This window comes from Acinetobacter sp. YH01021 (genome assembly GCF_013420255.1).
GTDB lineage: Bacteria > Pseudomonadota > Gammaproteobacteria > Pseudomonadales > Moraxellaceae > Acinetobacter.
This window is the reverse complement of the sequence record NZ_VOYO01000009.1, coordinates 45,675-62,040: the sequence shown is the minus strand read 5'-3', so window position 1 is coordinate 62,040 and position 16,366 is coordinate 45,675. Positions and strand designations below refer to the sequence as shown.

Sequence of the window (16,366 nt, the reverse complement as noted above, 5' to 3'; positions counted from 1 at the left end):
AAATAATTAAATCTAAACTTAATTATTTGGTACAAACTTAATTATACGAACACAGTTCCCCAGCCTTGATTCAATTTTAATTATTCTACGGTGACCGATTTTGCCAGGTTACGTGGCTGATCTACATCCGTACCACGTAATACAGCTACATGATAAGAGAGTAACTGCACCGGGATGCTATACACAATCGGTGCCAGCACTGCATTGACTGACGGAATATGTACCACATGCTGGCGTTCTTTGGCTTTAATGCCGCTGTTTTCATCAGCAAACACAAATAGCTCGCCGCCACGTGCCTGAACTTCTTCCATATTGGATTTAAGCTTGTCCAGCATGTCATCCTGTGGCGCCAGAATTACCACCGGCATGTCATTGTCGACCAGTGCCAATGGCCCGTGTTTCAGCTCACCTGCAGCATAACCTTCAGCATGAATATATGAAATTTCTTTCAGTTTGAGTGCACCTTCCAGAGCGATCGGGAAATGCGTACCACGGCCCAAAAACAGGCAATGCTGCTTCTCAACAAACAGTTCAGAGAGACGTAAAATTTCATCGTCATGACGCAAGGTATCCAGAATCACTTTAGGCGTATGCCAAAGTTCTGTGGTGATCTCCGTCATTTGTTCTGTGGAAATCGTATTTTTTACAGAACCGATTTTCAGTACCAACAGCATCAATGCAGCAAGCTGGGTGGTAAAGGCTTTGGTTGAAGCTACACCAATTTCAGGACCTGCCAGCGTCAACAGACTATGCTGAGTTTCACGCACCATCGAAGAGGTCGCCACGTTACAGATGGTCATCGTGGTAATGTCCAGGCCTTTGGCTGCTGCACGTTTTTGCGTATCACGTAATGCAGCCAAGGTGTCGGCCGTTTCACCAGATTGGGAAATACACACATACAGCGTATTGTTCACAATCACCGGCGTGCGATAACGGAACTCGCTGGCAATTTCGACTTGGCAAGGCAGGTCAATCAGCTGTTCAAACCAATATTTGGCGATCATGCCGGCATGATAGCTGGTACCACAGGCAATAATCTGGATTTGCTGAATTTTTGAAAAGTCTTGTTCCGCACTAGCAAGAAAATCTTCACGCAGGTCATTGCCATTTAAAGCTTGGGAAATGGTCTGTTTAATCGCTTCAGGCTGCTCATAAATTTCTTTGAGCATGTAATGCTTGTATTCACCTTTAGACGCATTGCTGACCGCAGCATCCAGTTCCTTGACCGGACGATCGACCAGTTGACCATCGACAAAGACTTCAATGCTGGTGCGGGTCAAACGGGCAATGTCACCTTCTTCCAGGTAGATAAAACGGTTAGTAATTGGAAGTAAGGCTAATTGATCTGAACTAATGAAGTTTTCACCAATCCCGACACCAATCACCAGTGGAGAACCTTCACGCACGGTAATCAGTTCATCCGGGTGGTCAGTATGTACGATGCCCAGTGCATAGGCACCTTTCAATTGCGGAACCACTTGGCGTACAGCTTCTAACAGGCTCGGGGTAGATTTCAGTGCATCATTGATCAGATGGGCAACCACTTCAGTATCAGTCTGTGAGGTAAACACATAGCCCAAAGCTTCAAGATCATCTTTGAGTTCCTGATAGTTTTCGATAATTCCGTTATGCACCACTGCCACATTTTCAGAAATATGCGGATGGGCATTTTCTTCAGTCGGTTTGCCATGGGTCGCCCAGCGTGTATGCGCAATGCCAAGTGAACCACTAATCTGTGATTCATTCACAGCCTGTTCAAGGTTCGCAACCTTACCGACACGGCGTTCACGTAGGACTTGGCTGTTGTTAATGAGTGCCAAACCTGCTGAATCATAACCACGGTATTCCAGGCGTTTTAAACCTTCAATCAAAATATTGGTAATGCTACGTTCTGCAATGCCACCAACGATACCACACATATTTATTCCCCTTATTTCTTGATTTTTTGCGGACGTGGATAGTTTTCTTTGGCAAATTGCTTAGAGCGCTCTACTGCCAAACTGTTGTCTTCCACATCACGGGTAATCGTTGAGCCTGCACCGACTGTGGCGCCATTGCCAATTTTTACAGGTGCCACCAATGAACTGTTCGAGCCAATAAAGGCCTGATCACCAATAATCGTTTTAAATTTGTTCGCACCATCATAGTTACAGGTAATAGTCCCTGCACCGATGTTCGAACCACTACCAACTTCTGCATCACCCAAGTAGGTAAAATGGTTGGCTTTAGAACCTAGACCAATCGTAGTATTTTTGACTTCAACAAAGTTGCCGATATGTACTTCAGCTGCGAGTTTTGCACCCGGACGGAGTCGTGCAAAAGGTCCAATCTGGGTATCTTCACCAACGATGGCGCTATCGAAAATGCTATATGGCTGAACCTTGGTGCCAGCTGCAATCTTGGTATTCTTGATGATACAGCCGGCGCCAATTTCGACATTGTCGCCCAGCTCGCAATCACCTTCGATAATCACGTTGATATCAACGCGAACATCCTGGCCGACAGTTAAATTACCACGCAAGTCAAAGCGGCTTGGATCAATCAGATGTACGCCTTGCTGCATCAGCTGTTTGGCTTGATAAGCCTGGAACTGACGCTCTAAAGCAGCCAACTGCACACGGTCATTTACCCCTTCAACTTCAAAAGCCTGCTCAGGTTCTACAGATGCAACTTGCATACCATCTGCCAAAGCCATCGCCACAATATCGGTCAGGTAATATTCACCCTGCGCATTGTCATTGCTTAAATTCGGCAGCCATTCATGTAATTTAGCGTTGCTGACGGCATAAATACCGGTATTGATTTCCTTGATCTGACGCTGTTCTTCGGAAGCATCCTTGTGCTCCACAATGGCCTGGATCTGACCCTGTTTACGCACAATACGGCCATAACCATTAGCATCTGGCAGGGTAAGCGTCACCAGACCAATACCGGTTGCTGCAGTGGCATCGAGTAATTTTTGTAAGGTTACAGGATTAATGCACGGCACATCGCCGGAAAGAATCAGCGAGACGCCGTCTTGTGGCAGGACAGGCAAGGTCATTTGTACGGCATGACCGGTACCCAGCTGTTCAGCCTGTTCGACCCATTTAATATCCTCTTGTGCAAATGCTGTCTGAACCCGATCACCGCCGTGACCATAAATCGTAATAATATTATCTGCGTTTAATTTTTTTGCCGTTTCAATGACATGACCCAGTAAAGGACGTCCTGCAAGGGGTTGTAATACTTTCGGTAAGCTAGAGCGCATGCGCGTTCCTTTACCTGCAGCAAGAATAATAACAGTCGTTGACATGTTCTAATCCTAAATATGGCTTATGCCACGATGAAGTAAAAATAAAGCAAAATACAAAGAGCAGCCCAAAGGCCGGCAATAATGTCATCCAGCATGATGCCGAAGCCACCGTCGACCTGTCGGTCAATCACACGGATCGGCCAAGGTTTCCAGATATCAAATAATCTGAATAGCGCAAAACCGACGAGCAACCATAACCAGTTCATCTGACCTAAGTAGATCAGTGGCAAAAATGTGATGGATTGTCCTGCAAACTCATCCCAGACGATGCGCCCATCATCATGTACGCCCATAATTTTTGCTGTTTTGTCACAAATATAAATACCAATCAGGGACATGATCATAATCGCCAAGATGGTGTTTGTGAAGCCGATTGCAAGCCAAACTGGTACAAATAATAGTGCAAAAGCGGAACCAGTGGTACCAGGTGCTTTAGGACTTAAACCAGAACCAAAGCCCACACCACAGAACACAATAAAACGTTCTGGCCAAGTCATAGTTTTAAAAAGAATTGGAGGCTTATGCAAAATGTTGATACCCATTAAATTGAAGTGAATGATCTACGCCATCTTTTTCAAAAGTTAAGCCGTGTTTCTGCTGAATTGTGCCGATCATACTAATCGAAACATCAAGTTGTTTTTGCAATAATTTTTCGTAATTTTGCGGGCTTATTGTAAAGCATAACTCGTAATCGTCGCCACCAGCGAGGGCATATTGCCATTTTTGTGCATCGTCTAATGTCTGCAGGGTAGGACTGATCGGTAAGTTTTCGAGTTGCAGCTTTGCACCGACTTGAGAAGCTTTGAGAATATGTCCAAGATCTTGTGCCAAACCATCCGAGATATCAATCATGGTATGCGCCAGACCTTTTAGGGCGGCACCGAGCTGACAACGTGGCGTTGGATAGTCCAGACGTTTCTGTAATGGATGACCAAGATGATTTAAAGCAAAAGCTGCATCACCGACAGTTCCACTGACACAGATCAAATCACCCAGTTTTGCACCCGAGCGTGTAATGGCTTGACCAATGTCCACCCAGCCTAATGCAGTAACAGACAGGGTTAAATGAGGACTTTGAGTGGTATCACCACCGATTAAGCTCACACCAAATTGATCGCAACAATCATATAAACCCTGACTAAAAGCTTTTAGCCAGTCATGATCAATTTGGGGTAGGCTCAATGCGAGTAAAATACTGTGCGGGGTTGCGCCCATCGCGGCAATATCAGATAAATTAACCGCCACAGATTTCCAGCCAATCGCATGCGGATTGGTATTCATTGGAAAATGGCGTCCAGCAATCAGGGTGTCGGCACAGATGACCAGTTGTTGCTGAGGAGGAGGGGTGAGCAAGGCTGAATCGTCACCGACGCCCAGATCGACAGAATGGGCATTCTTGCGATTGAAATAGGTGTCGATAATCGAAAATTCAGCCATACAACGAATCTACGCTATTAGTTAGACTGCTGTTTTTCTGCTGCACGCAAAGTTGTCGCTAAACGATCCAATACACCATTGATGTATTTATGGCTATCGGCACCGCCAAAATGTTTAGCCAGTTCGATTGCTTCATCTAGAACGACGCGATATGGAATCTCAAAATGTTCTTTGAGTTCATATGCACCAAGACGAAGGGTCGCAAGCTCAACACCGTCAAGTGCAGAAAGTTCGCGATCGAGTACCGGGATTAAGAGCGCATCCAATGCTTCATGATTGGCAACCACTTGAGTCAACAATTCATGATAATAGCTCAGATCCACTTTGTGCATGGCATTTTCCACACGCGTACGTGCTTCAATCTCATGCACCGGATTGTGGCTCATTTGCCATTCATAAATTCCTTGTACAGCAAAGCGACGTGCTTTACGTTTTGCTGCATAAGTTGCTTGAAGTGTTTGCGACATAGCGTTAAATAGCCTTTAACAAGTTAACCATTTCAATCGCAGTCAGGGCAGCTTCGCTACCTTTATTGCCTGCTTTTGTTCCAGAGCGTTCAATCGCTTGTTCAATACTGTCCGTAGTGAGTACACCGTTAATGACAGGCAAGCCAGTGTCGAGGCCAACTACGCCCAAACCTTTGGCACATTCGCCTGCAACGAAATCGAAGTGAGGCGTGCTACCACGAATCACGGCGCCAAGCGCGATGATGGCATCGAAACGATCTGAAGCTGCCAGTTTTTTCGCAACGACAGGAAGTTCCCAGGCACCAGGTGCATGAACAACAGTGATATTATCCTCTGATACACCATGACGTTTCAATGTATCAATGGCACCTTCTAACAGATGTTCAACCACAAAGCTGTTAAAACGACCAACTAAAATCGCATAACGGTCTTCGTTCGCGAGATGTAACATACCTTCAATACGGCGAACTGCCATAACAACCTCGATGATTTCTTAAGATGTTTGTTGTGCGGTGATGTATTCCACCACTTCTAAGTTAAAGCCTGAAAGGGCATTGAAACGCAATGGAGAGCTCAGCAGCTTCATTTTTTCAACGCCTAGATCACGCAAAATTTGTGCACCCACACCAATGGTCTGATACTGCTGAGACAGTGCAGAATTTGATTTTACATTTTTTGGCGCTTTAAGGGTATCTAATGCTGGACCCAGGTCCTGTAAATGGTGTTGGCCAATCCAGACCAGTACACCACGATCACTGTTGGAAATTTCTTTCAAGGCACGATCCAGGTTCCAGGCCGGCTCGCCATCCTGTTTCTTCAGTTTGAGCAAGTCGCGGGTCGGGTTAAAACCATGTACACGCACTGTGGTCACACCCTCTTTAGGCTCACCTTTGACCAAGGCCAAATGGATATCCGGGTTACCCAGTTCACGATAGCGGTACAGGTCAAAGCTGCCGTATTCAGTATCAATACTTTGCTGATCGATACGCTCTACCGTTTGTTCATTGGTCATGCGGTAATGAATCAGATCGGCAATCGTGCCGATTTTCAGGCCATGCTTTTCAGCAAAGACTTCCAGATCCGGACGGCGCGCCATCGTGCCATCTTCATTGATGATTTCACAAATCACAGAAGCTGGTTCCAGTCCTGCTAAACGGGAAAGATCACAACCTGCCTCAGTATGTCCAGCACGGTGCAATACACCGCCTGGCTGCGCCATCAGCGGGAAGATATGTCCTGGCTGTACAATATCGGCCGGTTTGGCATGAGCAGCCACAGCAGTTTGAATTGTATGAGCACGTTCAGCCGGAGAAATACCGGTAGAAATACCTTCAGCCGCTTCAATCGACAAGGTGAAATTGGTCCCATGCTGGGCGCCGTTGGCATCAACCATCAAAGGCAGATTCAACTGCTGGCAACGCTCTTTACTTAAAGTCAGGCAGACCAGACCACGTGCATGGGTGATCATGAAGTTGATGTCTTCAGGACGTACGTGCGTGGCAGCAATCACTAAGTCGCCTTCATTTTCACGATCTTCATCATCCATCAGGATGACCATTTTTCCTGCACGGATATCTGCTACAAGCTCTTCAACAGTATTGAGCGGCATCAACCTTCACCTTCTTTTTTGATCTTGATCAGACCGAATCATGACATTATTGGGTACATAGTCTAACGCTTTTTGCGCAATTTTGCCTATGCTTATTGCTTTCCCTCTAGTGGTTCATTGTTATACACAGTCTTGATAAACATGAAAAGCCGACTTTAAATGAAAGCCTGAGCTTTATGCAGGTTTTTTGAGCAATTAAAAAGCATAAAAAATGAGAAACTTAGGTGAAATCAACATAAGCCCAGACATTAAGGCGTTTTCAGAAAGTATTTTAATTTATTGTCAGTCATTCAATGGAATTCTGGACGAACAATGCTGGAAAATTTTACCTAGTATTAAAATTTTAAAAAATATCAGGTTAAAAGCGAACCGAAGTCCGCTTTTAATCATCAGGTTGTTTAGAAGAAACCAGCAGGCTTGGTCGAATAGCTGACTAGCAAGTTTTTAGTCTGCTGATAATGATCCAGCATCATTCTATGATTCTCACGCCCAATCCCTGATTTTTTATAACCACCGAAAGCCGCATGGGCAGGGTAGATGTGATAACAGTTAGTCCAGACCCGACCTGCCTGAATAGCACGGCCTGCACGGTAAGAGGTATGCGCTGAGCGTGACCAGACACCGGCACCGAGTCCATAAATCGTATCATTGGCGATCTTGATCGCATCATCAAAGTCTTTAAAGGTGGTCACAGCCAATACAGGCCCGAAGATTTCATCCTGGAAGGTCTTCATGTCATTGGTGCCTTTAAAGATAGTCGGCTCAATATAGAAACCTTGACCCACTTCCTGACGTGCTTCACCACCAGTCAGGATCTTTGCGCCTTCTTCACGACCAGTGGCAATACAGCCCAGAATCTTGTCCTGCTGTTCCTGTGAGGCTTGCGCGCCAATCATGGTGTCAGTATCCAGCGGATGCCCGGTTTTAATCCGTTTCACCCGTTCAACGGCACGCGCCAGAAATTCGTCAGCAATACTTTCCTGGATCAGCGCACGCGATGGACAGGTGCAGATTTCACCCTGGTTCAGGGCAAACATGGCAAAACCTTCCAGCGCTTTGTCCAGATAATCGTCTTCCTGATCCATGATGTCGGCAAAGAAAAGATTTGGTGATTTACCGCCGAGTTCCAGAGTCACCGGAATAATATTTTCAGTCGCATATTGCATGATCATCTGACCGACGGCGGTGGAACCGGTAAAGGCAATCTTGGCAATGCGTGGGTTGGTGGCTAGCGGGCGACCGACTTCAACCCCATAACCATTGACGATATTCAGGACACCCGGTGGCAAAATATCCTGAATCAGTTCAGCCAGCACCAGAATGCTGACCGGAGTCTGTTCTGCAGGTTTCAACACAATGCAGTTGCCCGCAGCCAGGGCAGGTGCCAGTTTCCAGGCAGCCATCAGAATCGGGAAGTTCCAGGGAATGATTTGTCCGACTACACCAAGCGGTTCATGGAAATGGTAGGCAATGGTATCTTCATCAATTTCGGAAATGCCGCCTTCCTGAGCACGGATACAGCCGGCAAAATAACGAAAATGGTCAATAGCCAGCGGAATATCGGCAGCCAGCGTTTCACGGATCGGTTTGCCATTGTCCCAGGTTTCTGCCACCGCCAACATTTCCAGATTTTGTTCCAGACGATCTGCAATTTTCAACAGAATATTGGAGCGGGTGGTCGGCGATGCTCTGTTCCATTGTTCTTTGGCTTTGTGCGCTGCATCCAGGGCCAATTCAATGTCTTCTACAGAAGAGCGCGGCACTTTGGTAAAGACTTTGCCATCTACCGGAGAGATGTTGTCAAAGTATTCACCTTTGACCGGAGCGACCCATTCGCCGCCAATAAAATTCTCGTATTGTGTTTTAAATTGAATTTTTGAACCGTCAGTATTGGGGTCTGCATAACGCATAATCTATTCCTTTATATGATTGTTAGTGGTGCAGGTCGAGCGCATGTTGCCGATCAAAAAATATAGGCGCTTCTGCATTCAGCTCTACTATAAAGAGGGAAAAAGACGGGCGGTTGTTTGTTTACAGGCTTGCTACAAAAGACAATATTTGGAGACAAGCAGTAGAAGAATAAAAGTTATAAATTATCAAGTCTTAAATTTAAAAACAAGGGTTTATAGCACTTATAAACCATCGAAAGATTGGCATATTTTCAATGCGCTTAATTACATTTCAACCTAATAAAGATTCAAAAGAAGCCAAGCAGGAGAAATGAGGGTAAGTTTCATTTCTCCTTCCACGTTTATCTAAAGCCCTTTGTCATGCAGCCATTGAAACAGCTGCTGATAAACCTGCTCACGCACAGATTGCTCTGAAAGCACTAGATCATGTAAACCGTCCTGGATACTTTGAACCGTGACATCGCCTTTAATTTTTTTGGCATATTTCTGAATGTCTTTAATCCCTAAAATTACATCGCTGCTCTGTGCGGCTTTACCCCATTTTTTAGGATATAAAGTCTGATGCGAATGCATGATCAATACCGGAACATCGAGCTGAACACCGCGATGAATTTCTTTCTGTGCCTCATGAATGGCACGAATAAAACTGATCCGAACCATCGGATAGCGGGTCTTTTTCCAGTCCAGACTGAAGTCCCATTCGCCTTTTAAATCCTTATGCAGGCTGGTGGCATACCACTTGTTCAGCTCGCTTGGAAATTTAAGATTGGGAAAAATTTTGGCCAGTCTGCTCAGTTGCGGAATGCCAAGCGCACGTTTAATCGGATTCATATTGAAGTCATAAAATGGACTGTTGACCCAAAGTGCTTTAATTAAAGAATGCTGCGGATGATGTGCCGCATACAAGGTCGTGGTCAGGCCGCCGGTAGAATGACCACAGAGCAGGGCAGCATCGTGACCCTCGGCTGCTATAATGTCGAGTGCCTGGGTAATTTCTGCATCATATTCAGCAAGGTCATACACGTTATAATATTTTTGATGCGGCAGAATCGAACGGCCGTATTTTCTCAAATCCAGCGCATAAAAATCAAAACCATGCTGATTAAAGCGCTCTGCCATTTCGGTCTGAAAAAAATAATCGATAAAGCCGTGAATATATAGAACTGCTTTTTTTGTAGGTTGGGCTGCTTTTTTACGGATCAGGGTTGCTACGACTTTGCCCTCATAATCATCGGGAAAGTTTAAGGTCGCTTGCTCATAACCTGTCCCCAAAATATCGGGCTGATAAAGCGGTTGCAGTTCACTCATTGTTATACTCGTTGGTCTTATTAAATTTATGCTTTATCCTTGATGAGCTGAGGTTTTTTGTCAAACAGATCTTGCTGCCGATTTAAATTAAAAATACGAATAGGGATTAATTTTAGAAACCGTCCAAAACCTAGGCTGAAAATGAGTGTTATCAGATTATAAAATCCTGCTACAAGTATTATAAATTTGCTAAATGACCTAACAGCTTAAAATCAGGCTAAGCTATATAAAATAAACAAAGTGATGTGACTATTTTGGCAGAACTGCCGAAGATTGATTAGATGAGTTAAATAATGCCCAGAGAAAATTTGAACAGTAAACGCCCTTTATATATTCCTTATGCTGGAAATACTCTGCTAGAACTCCCACTACTCAATAAAGGCTCTGCATTTTCTGAAGAAGAGCGTAGAAGCTTTAACTTGCATGGCTTGATTCCTCATGTCACCGAGACGATTGAAGAACAAAGTCAGCGTTCTTATCAGCAGTATTGTGCTTTTAGCAGTGATATTAACAAGCATATTTATTTGCGGAATATTCAGGATACCAATGAGACCCTGTTTTACCATCTGATTGAAAATCACCTCAGTGAGATGATGCCGATTATCTATACCCCGACTGTGGGTGAGGCATGTCAGCGCTTTTCTGATATTTATCGCCGTCATCGTGGGATCTTTATTTCCTATCCTGACCGTGATCAGATCGACCAGATTATTCACAATATCAATAAAAAGAACGTGAAAGTGATTGTGATTACAGATGGTGAGCGCATTTTAGGTCTTGGAGATCAAGGCATCGGTGGTATGGGGATTCCCATTGGAAAACTGGCACTCTACACCGCATGTGGCGGGATCAGTCCGGCCTATACCTTACCGATTACTCTTGATGTCGGTACCAATAATCAGCAGTTGTTAAATGACCCGATTTATATGGGCTGGCGTGAACCACGAATCAGCGGCGATGAATACTATGCTTTTGTCGAGACGGTGATTCGGGCGATTCAACAGCGCTGGCCAGATGCCTTAATTCAGTTTGAAGACTTTGCACAGAAAAATGCCATGCCTTTGCTGGAAAAATATCGTGATCGAATCTGTTGTTTTAATGATGATATTCAGGGCACCGCAGCAGTGTCTGTCGGCAGCCTGATTGCTGCTTCGCGTGCAGCAGGTAAACAGCTCAAAGATCAGGTGGTTACTTTCCTGGGTGCTGGTTCAGCTGGTTGCGGGATTGCAGAACAGATCATTAAGCAAATGGTTGCTGAGGGTTTAAGTGATGCTGAAGCGCGTGCACGCGTGTTTATGGTCGACCGCTTTGGCCTAATCACGGAGAATCAGCCGAATTTATTGGATTTCCAGCGCAAACTGGCACAGTCGCTTGAAAATGTAGAAAGCTGGGCAGATGCAGAGAGCATGATTTCTCTGCTAGATGTAGTTAAGCGTGCCAAACCGACGGTATTGATTGGTGTATCTGGACAGCCGGGTTTATTCACTCAGGAAGTGATTGAAGCCATGGCTGAAAATAGTGTACAACCGATTATTTTCCCTTTATCCAACCCGACTTCCCGCGTAGAAGCTGTTCCAGCAGATATCTTGCAATGGACCAATGGCAGAGCATTGATTGCGACGGGTAGCCCATTTGCACCAGTGAATTATCAGGGACAGATTCATCATATTTCCCAATGCAATAACTCTTATATTTTCCCGGGTATCGGTTTGGGTGTGGTTGCTTCAGGTGCGAAACGTGTCACGGATAATATGCTGATGGCCTCGAGTAATGCCTTGGCGGACTGTTCTCCGAAACTGAAAGATCCTCAGGCAGATTTATTGCCGAATCTGGATTGTTTACAGTCAATTTCGAAGCAGATTGCCTTAAAAGTGGCACTTGCTGCGATTGAAGACGGAGTAGCACCGAAAGTCAGTGTAGAAGAATTGCAGCTAGCAATAGAGCATAATTTCTGGACACCGCAATACCGTGATTATCAGCGAATTACCTTTTAATTGTATTGAAGATGGATTCTTATCATCGCTAGTTTTTTTGCGCTAGCCTACTTTCATCTGATTCATTGATGGAATATCAAAAAGCCCTGATCTTTTGATGAGGGCTTTTTTATTGCCGTAGGGGGTACTATGGTCACATCTTGGTTATAAAATCAGAAAGTACTTTAAGAATTTGTTATTGAGTGAAACAAAAATGAAAGGATCATTTAAAAAAATAACATCAACATAAAAAAAGCCCCGATCTTTCGATCAGGGCTTTTTTAGAATCTGGAGCGGGAAAGGAGACTCGAACTCCCGACCCCAACCTTGGCAAGGTTATGCTCTACCAACTGAGCTATTCCCGCGGAGTCTATAAAGTTTTTTAAATGAAAAAACTAAATGAAAAAATTTTGAGCGGGAAAGGAGACTCGAACTCCCGACCCCAACCTTGGCAAGGTTATGCTCTACCAACTGAGCTATTCCCGCATGCCGTGTATAATACAGCATGCAAAAATGTGGTCAACACCTTTGTTAAAAATCTTGCATCAATTGCATAAAATAAAAGCAAAATGCTGTAGACCAGACAATAAATAACCAATATTTATATAAAAATCAATAAATTTTCGCCACAATCAACGGATTGCATCTGAACAGATTACCGAAATACTCGGCAGAACAAGGTATACTGAGACCATATTTTTGAAGATTGGAGTCAGGCCATGAGCTTAGAACAACAACTGAAAGATCGTTTGGCGCAATTATCCCCAACCCATTTGGAAGTGGTGAATGAGTCTTCGGGTCATGGTGGTTATTTCCCGGGAAAAGAATCGCATTTTAAAACCGTGATTGTGAGTCAGGCATTTGCCGGTTTGCGCCCCGTCCAGCGTCATCAGAAAGTTTATGCTGCTGCGGGTGATTTGCTGTCAAAAGATAAGATTCATGCGCTGGCCATTCATGCATTTTTGCCTGAAGAATCGGCAGGTCAGGACACCACCAGTCCTGCTTGTGCACACGCACCTAAAAACTAAGAGGACATGATGGAAACCCAACTTTTAGTCAAGATTATTCATATGTCGGCAGCAGGATTAGCCATTGTCGCTATTCTTGCCCGTGCATTAACCTTGTTTGTCGGTACACAAGGGAATTTACCTAATCCGGTGGCACGTACAGCGCTAGTCGCTTTACAGCATTTAGCTATCACGGTGATTGCACTGACCGGCATTGTGTCGCTCGTCCTGAAAGACTTTGATGTACAGCCTTGGTTCTATGCCAAAGTCATTTTATTTTTGGTACTGGTGTCCTCGCTAGGCAAAGCCTATAAGAAAGATGATTCAATCTTGCCGTCGCAGCGTCGGGCTGGCTTGGTTATTGCTGTAGTTTCATTGGTGTCTATTCTGGCTTTGGTGATGATCAAGCCGAATTTTGGCTAAAAGCAGGCTGGCTGTGATGATCAGCACAGCCAGCCCATGCAAATAATTAGAAAATACAAATGTTGTAAAAGTAATTAAAAATGTGAGGAGGGGGACATGCGTACACGTGTGGTATTTAATCAAAAGGGTGGGGTAGGCAAGTCGAGTATTACTGTCAATCTGGCAGCGATCAGTGCACATCAGGGTTTAAAAACCTTATTGATTGACCTGGATCCGCAGGCCAACTCTAGCCAGTATGTGCTGGGTGATGATGCGACGTATTCTAGTGACAAGCCGGCACTCGAACCGAATATCGAAAACTATTTTGAAGATGTACTCGGTAATCAGCAAAGCAAGGGCTTGCTTGGTAATGCGATTGGCTCGATTTTAAAAAGTCGTAGCAAAGGTCTGGAAAGCTATGTGCATCAATCTTCTTTTAAACATCTGGATGTTATTCCGGCTAGCCCAACACTGGGTGCATTGGCCCATGCACTGGAGTCCAAGCACAAGATTTATAAGCTACGAGATGCCTTGCAACAACTGTCGGGGCATTATGACCGGGTATTTATTGATACACCGCCTGCATTCAATTTCTTTACCCTCTCTGCTCTCATTGCGGCGAACCGCGTGCTGATTCCATTTGACTGTGATGTATTTTCTAAACGTGCCCTACAGACCCTGATTGAAAATGTCATTGAAACCCAGGATGACCATAATGAAGGGCTGGAAATCGAAGGGATTGTCGTGAACCAGTTTCAGGCACAGGCCAAATTACCGCGTGAAGTGGTACAACAGCTCAAAGATGAAGGCTTACCGGTCCTCGACAGTATGTTGCCACCCTCGATCTTGATGAAAGAATCTCATCAGAAAAATCAGCCTTTGATTCATTTGGCTACTGATCATAAATTGACTCAGGCCTATCAATCGTTGTTCAATGAGATAGAGCAGAATTAAGATCGAGTTAGCTATGAAACTTGTGAAAGTAAGCCTGAGTATTGCTGCACTGGCATTACTGAGTGCCTGTGCAACGCCGGTAAAACCGACTTATGTGTCGCCCACCCTCTATCAGACTTTGGGTTGTTCGCAATTACAGGGTGAATATAATCGTATTCAGCAGTATATCGACAATGGCGTTGAACCACCGAAACGTACTGGCGTCGGTGTGGGCGTTGGTCTTGGCGGTGGTTGGGGTAGTCGCGGTGGATGGGGTATTGGCCCGAGTGTTTCAGTCAATATGGGACAGTCATCCGATACCAAAAGAACCGAACTGGCACGGCTTTTAGGCGAGCAGGAAGCGATTGTACAGGCCGCGCGTTATAAGAACTGTTCGATCATCGTTCGGCAGGCGACGCCTAAATAAATCATTCAACATTAAACGGATAAATGCTGACTTCGGGTCGGCATTTTTTATTGCTTTCAACAAGAATAGGGCGGTTTACATTAAGATAAAACTCACTGGAAATTGACCAGACTGTATATAAATCTGAAATTTATAAGCTTGTTATCCCACTTCCATATTGATTAAGCTACAACCTTGGCCCGGAAAAGTTCATTGCGATGATTGAAAATTGGTTATTTGTTTTAGGACTCATTGCTGTATTAATGGTTCCAGGGCCCGCCAATGCCTTGGTGGCCAGTTCTGCTCATCAGCAGGGGCAAGCCAGAACCAGTCTCTATCTTCCTGCTATTTTACTCGGCTATTTTTATGCCATTAATGTCTGGGCCTTGTTGATTCATCTGGCGTCACCGATCTGGCCAAATTTTAAAGGCTTGGTCTATGTACTGAGTACCATCTGTGTGGGCTGGATGACCTTGCATTTATATAAGGCTCAGCAGTTAGAACGTTACAGCAAGACCCATCCGCAGATTCGCCCCTGGCAAATGTTTACCACTACCTTAAAAAATCCTAAAGCAGCATTGTTGGCCTCTGGAATTTTACCGATGGAAACCTGGCAAAGCCCGACCAACTTCGTTCTGGTTTTTGCTGCCTTTAGCTTGAGTACCGTTCCGGTCGGGATTTTCTGGATGGTCTTTGGTCAGGCAATTCTCACCAGTCCATCTGAAAAAATAAAAGCCGGCCTCATTTATAAAGGCGCGGCTTTATTTGTTCTGCTTTGTCTGATCCCACTCCTGATCAAGCTCTGGGATTAAACGCACAGGCTGTAAAAGAATCTTAATGTAAAAAGTTCTTAAGCTGTTTTACTTTTTTTGAGCTTTTGTTGAATAAAGCCAATCACACCTGGCAATACACTTAAAATAATGATGCCAAAAATTAGATAGGTGAAGTTGTCTTTGACGATCGGCATATTGCCAAACATATAGCCCAAAATGACAAATGAGCTAATCCAGGCGAATGCACCTACCACATTATAGGTCAGAAAATATTTGTAATTCATGCTGCCAGCACCGGCGACGAAGGGTGCGAAAGTACGGGCAAAAGGAACAAAACGCGCAAAAATAATGGTTTTACCACCATGTCTGGCAAAGAATTGCTGGGTCGCCAATAAGTGTTTTTTATTGATGAAGCGCGATTCGATCTCGAAAACCCGAGGACCAATATATTTACCAATATGATAATTCAGGGTGTCACCCAGAACTGCCGCAACAAACAAGAGTGGAATCAGCACCCATGGATCCATTGCACCAGTAGAGGCTGCCAGTGCACCTGCTGCAAATAGCAAGCTGTCGCCAGGCAGGAACGGCATGACCACCAGACCTGTTTCTACAAAGATAATCAGGAAAAGAATGGCATAAATCCAGATCCCGTAATTGGTGATAAATTCAAGCAAGTGATCATCAACATGCAAGATAAAATCAATCAGTTCCATGAGCCCAGTACAAGCAAAAGTGTGGTCAAATCCTAACAGCCCGGGGCATGAAAGTCAGTACCAGAAAGTAAAATAATTAACGCTTCATTCATCTTCAATCGAGCCAAAATTTCTCTTACATATTATCTTC

The 16,366-nt window shown here is 44.6% G+C and carries 16 protein-coding genes and 2 tRNA genes; 6 read left to right on the top strand and 12 right to left on the bottom strand.

What is annotated here, in order from left to right; genetic code table 11:
* Nucleotides 1–80 precede the first annotated feature (80 nt).
* From glmS to FTT86_RS08515, 9 genes are all read right to left on the bottom strand, one after another.
* A complete protein-coding gene (gene glmS / locus FTT86_RS08555) occupies nucleotides 81–1,919 on the bottom strand; it encodes a glutamine--fructose-6-phosphate transaminase (isomerizing) (protein ID WP_180181011.1) in 1,839 nt (612 codons plus the stop codon).
* Nucleotides 1,920–1,930: 11 nt separating this feature from the next.
* Nucleotides 1,931–3,295 (bottom strand): bifunctional UDP-N-acetylglucosamine diphosphorylase/glucosamine-1-phosphate N-acetyltransferase GlmU, encoded by a 1,365-nt coding sequence (gene glmU, locus FTT86_RS08550; RefSeq protein WP_180181010.1) that lies wholly within the window; start codon nucleotides 3,293–3,295, stop codon nucleotides 1,931–1,933.
* Between the two features lie 20 nt (nucleotides 3,296–3,315).
* Nucleotides 3,316–3,837: a phosphatidylglycerophosphatase A gene (locus tag FTT86_RS08545; protein WP_005249566.1), complete on the bottom strand. Its 522-nt coding sequence runs from the start codon at nucleotides 3,835–3,837 to the stop codon at nucleotides 3,316–3,318.
* Nucleotides 3,815–4,732, bottom strand: a complete 918-nt coding sequence (thiL, locus tag FTT86_RS08540) for a thiamine-phosphate kinase (RefSeq protein WP_005249567.1) — start codon at nucleotides 4,730–4,732, stop codon at nucleotides 3,815–3,817. Before thiL ends, FTT86_RS08545 begins: the two co-directional genes overlap by 23 nt.
* A gap of 17 nt (nucleotides 4,733–4,749) precedes the next feature.
* Nucleotides 4,750–5,199: a transcription antitermination factor NusB gene (nusB, locus tag FTT86_RS08535; RefSeq protein WP_005249568.1), complete on the bottom strand. Its 450-nt coding sequence runs from the start codon at nucleotides 5,197–5,199 to the stop codon at nucleotides 4,750–4,752.
* Between the two features lie 4 nt (nucleotides 5,200–5,203).
* The gene (gene ribE, locus FTT86_RS08530) at nucleotides 5,204–5,674 is read right to left on the bottom strand and encodes a 6,7-dimethyl-8-ribityllumazine synthase (protein ID WP_004280926.1); all 471 of its coding nucleotides are present in this window, start codon (nucleotides 5,672–5,674) and stop codon (nucleotides 5,204–5,206) included.
* Between the two features lie 18 nt (nucleotides 5,675–5,692).
* Nucleotides 5,693–6,808, bottom strand: a complete 1,116-nt coding sequence (ribBA, locus tag FTT86_RS08525) for a bifunctional 3,4-dihydroxy-2-butanone-4-phosphate synthase/GTP cyclohydrolase II (protein ID WP_004647616.1) — start codon at nucleotides 6,806–6,808, stop codon at nucleotides 5,693–5,695.
* 398 nt (nucleotides 6,809–7,206) lie between these two features.
* Nucleotides 7,207–8,718: an aldehyde dehydrogenase family protein gene (locus tag FTT86_RS08520; RefSeq protein WP_180181009.1), complete on the bottom strand. Its 1,512-nt coding sequence runs from the start codon at nucleotides 8,716–8,718 to the stop codon at nucleotides 7,207–7,209.
* Between the two features lie 345 nt (nucleotides 8,719–9,063).
* On the bottom strand, nucleotides 9,064–10,026 hold the full coding sequence (locus FTT86_RS08515; RefSeq protein ID WP_005249571.1) for an alpha/beta hydrolase: 963 nt from the start codon (nucleotides 10,024–10,026) through the stop codon (nucleotides 9,064–9,066).
* Between the two features lie 293 nt (nucleotides 10,027–10,319).
* On the opposite strand from FTT86_RS08515, the gene FTT86_RS08510 reads away from it, so the two are divergent.
* Nucleotides 10,320–12,020, top strand: coding sequence for an NAD-dependent malic enzyme (locus FTT86_RS08510; RefSeq protein WP_005249572.1), 1,701 nt, complete (start codon nucleotides 10,320–10,322; stop codon nucleotides 12,018–12,020).
* 268 nt (nucleotides 12,021–12,288) lie between these two features.
* Here FTT86_RS08510 and FTT86_RS08505 read toward each other — a convergent pair.
* A tRNA-Gly gene (locus tag FTT86_RS08505) sits at nucleotides 12,289–12,364 on the bottom strand.
* Between the two features lie 48 nt (nucleotides 12,365–12,412).
* Nucleotides 12,413–12,485 (bottom strand) — tRNA-Gly (locus tag FTT86_RS08500).
* A 233-nt stretch (nucleotides 12,486–12,718) separates the two neighbouring features.
* Here FTT86_RS08500 and FTT86_RS08495 point away from each other — a divergent pair.
* The 5 genes from FTT86_RS08495 to FTT86_RS08475 all read left to right on the top strand — a co-directional run bounded on the left by FTT86_RS08495 (nucleotide 12,719) and on the right by FTT86_RS08475 (nucleotide 15,559).
* Nucleotides 12,719–13,027, top strand: coding sequence for a BolA family transcriptional regulator (locus tag FTT86_RS08495; RefSeq protein ID WP_180181008.1), 309 nt, complete (start codon nucleotides 12,719–12,721; stop codon nucleotides 13,025–13,027).
* A gap of 9 nt (nucleotides 13,028–13,036) precedes the next feature.
* Entirely contained in the window at nucleotides 13,037–13,429 is a 393-nt protein-coding gene (locus FTT86_RS08490; RefSeq protein ID WP_180181007.1) for a SirB2 family protein, read from the top strand.
* Nucleotides 13,430–13,525: 96 nt separating this feature from the next.
* Nucleotides 13,526–14,362, top strand: a complete 837-nt coding sequence (locus FTT86_RS08485; RefSeq protein ID WP_004280959.1) for a ParA family protein — start codon at nucleotides 13,526–13,528, stop codon at nucleotides 14,360–14,362.
* A gap of 13 nt (nucleotides 14,363–14,375) precedes the next feature.
* Nucleotides 14,376–14,768: a hypothetical protein gene (locus tag FTT86_RS08480; RefSeq protein ID WP_005249588.1), complete on the top strand. Its 393-nt coding sequence runs from the start codon at nucleotides 14,376–14,378 to the stop codon at nucleotides 14,766–14,768.
* Between the two features lie 197 nt (nucleotides 14,769–14,965).
* The gene (locus tag FTT86_RS08475) at nucleotides 14,966–15,559 is read left to right on the top strand and encodes a hypothetical protein (RefSeq protein ID WP_005249589.1); all 594 of its coding nucleotides are present in this window, start codon (nucleotides 14,966–14,968) and stop codon (nucleotides 15,557–15,559) included.
* Nucleotides 15,560–15,597: 38 nt separating this feature from the next.
* Here FTT86_RS08475 and FTT86_RS08470 read toward each other — a convergent pair whose 3' ends face one another.
* The gene (locus FTT86_RS08470; protein WP_004644839.1) at nucleotides 15,598–16,236 is read right to left on the bottom strand and encodes a DedA family protein; all 639 of its coding nucleotides are present in this window, start codon (nucleotides 16,234–16,236) and stop codon (nucleotides 15,598–15,600) included.
* Nucleotides 16,237–16,366 lie beyond the last annotated feature (130 nt).

What these genes read in the sequence shown, in the direction of transcription:
- thiL (WP_005249567.1), bottom strand. Translation starts at nt 4,732, where the DNA reads ATGGCTGAATTTTCGATTATCGACACCTATTTCAATCGCAAGAATGCC.
- FTT86_RS08480 (WP_005249588.1), top strand. Translation starts at nt 14,376, where the DNA reads ATGAAACTTGTGAAAGTAAGCCTGAGTATTGCTGCACTGGCATTACTG.
- nusB (WP_005249568.1), bottom strand. Translation starts at nt 5,199, where the DNA reads ATGTCGCAAACACTTCAAGCAACTTATGCAGCAAAACGTAAAGCACGT.
- FTT86_RS08520 (WP_180181009.1), bottom strand. Translation starts at nt 8,718, where the DNA reads ATGCGTTATGCAGACCCCAATACTGACGGTTCAAAAATTCAATTTAAA.
- glmU (WP_180181010.1), bottom strand. Translation starts at nt 3,295, where the DNA reads ATGTCAACGACTGTTATTATTCTTGCTGCAGGTAAAGGAACGCGCATG.
- glmS (WP_180181011.1), bottom strand. Translation starts at nt 1,919, where the DNA reads ATGTGTGGTATCGTTGGTGGCATTGCAGAACGTAGCATTACCAATATT.
- FTT86_RS08510 (WP_005249572.1), top strand. Translation starts at nt 10,320, where the DNA reads ATGCCCAGAGAAAATTTGAACAGTAAACGCCCTTTATATATTCCTTAT.
- FTT86_RS08485 (WP_004280959.1), top strand. Translation starts at nt 13,526, where the DNA reads ATGCGTACACGTGTGGTATTTAATCAAAAGGGTGGGGTAGGCAAGTCG.
- FTT86_RS08515 (WP_005249571.1), bottom strand. Translation starts at nt 10,026, where the DNA reads ATGAGTGAACTGCAACCGCTTTATCAGCCCGATATTTTGGGGACAGGT.
- FTT86_RS08495 (WP_180181008.1), top strand. Translation starts at nt 12,719, where the DNA reads ATGAGCTTAGAACAACAACTGAAAGATCGTTTGGCGCAATTATCCCCA.
- FTT86_RS08475 (WP_005249589.1), top strand. Translation starts at nt 14,966, where the DNA reads ATGATTGAAAATTGGTTATTTGTTTTAGGACTCATTGCTGTATTAATG.
- FTT86_RS08490 (WP_180181007.1), top strand. Translation starts at nt 13,037, where the DNA reads ATGGAAACCCAACTTTTAGTCAAGATTATTCATATGTCGGCAGCAGGA.
- FTT86_RS08545 (WP_005249566.1), bottom strand. Translation starts at nt 3,837, where the DNA reads ATGGGTATCAACATTTTGCATAAGCCTCCAATTCTTTTTAAAACTATG.
- ribE (WP_004280926.1), bottom strand. Translation starts at nt 5,674, where the DNA reads ATGGCAGTTCGCCGTATTGAAGGTATGTTACATCTCGCGAACGAAGAC.
- ribBA (WP_004647616.1), bottom strand. Translation starts at nt 6,808, where the DNA reads ATGCCGCTCAATACTGTTGAAGAGCTTGTAGCAGATATCCGTGCAGGA.
- FTT86_RS08470 (WP_004644839.1), bottom strand. Translation starts at nt 16,236, where the DNA reads ATGGAACTGATTGATTTTATCTTGCATGTTGATGATCACTTGCTTGAA.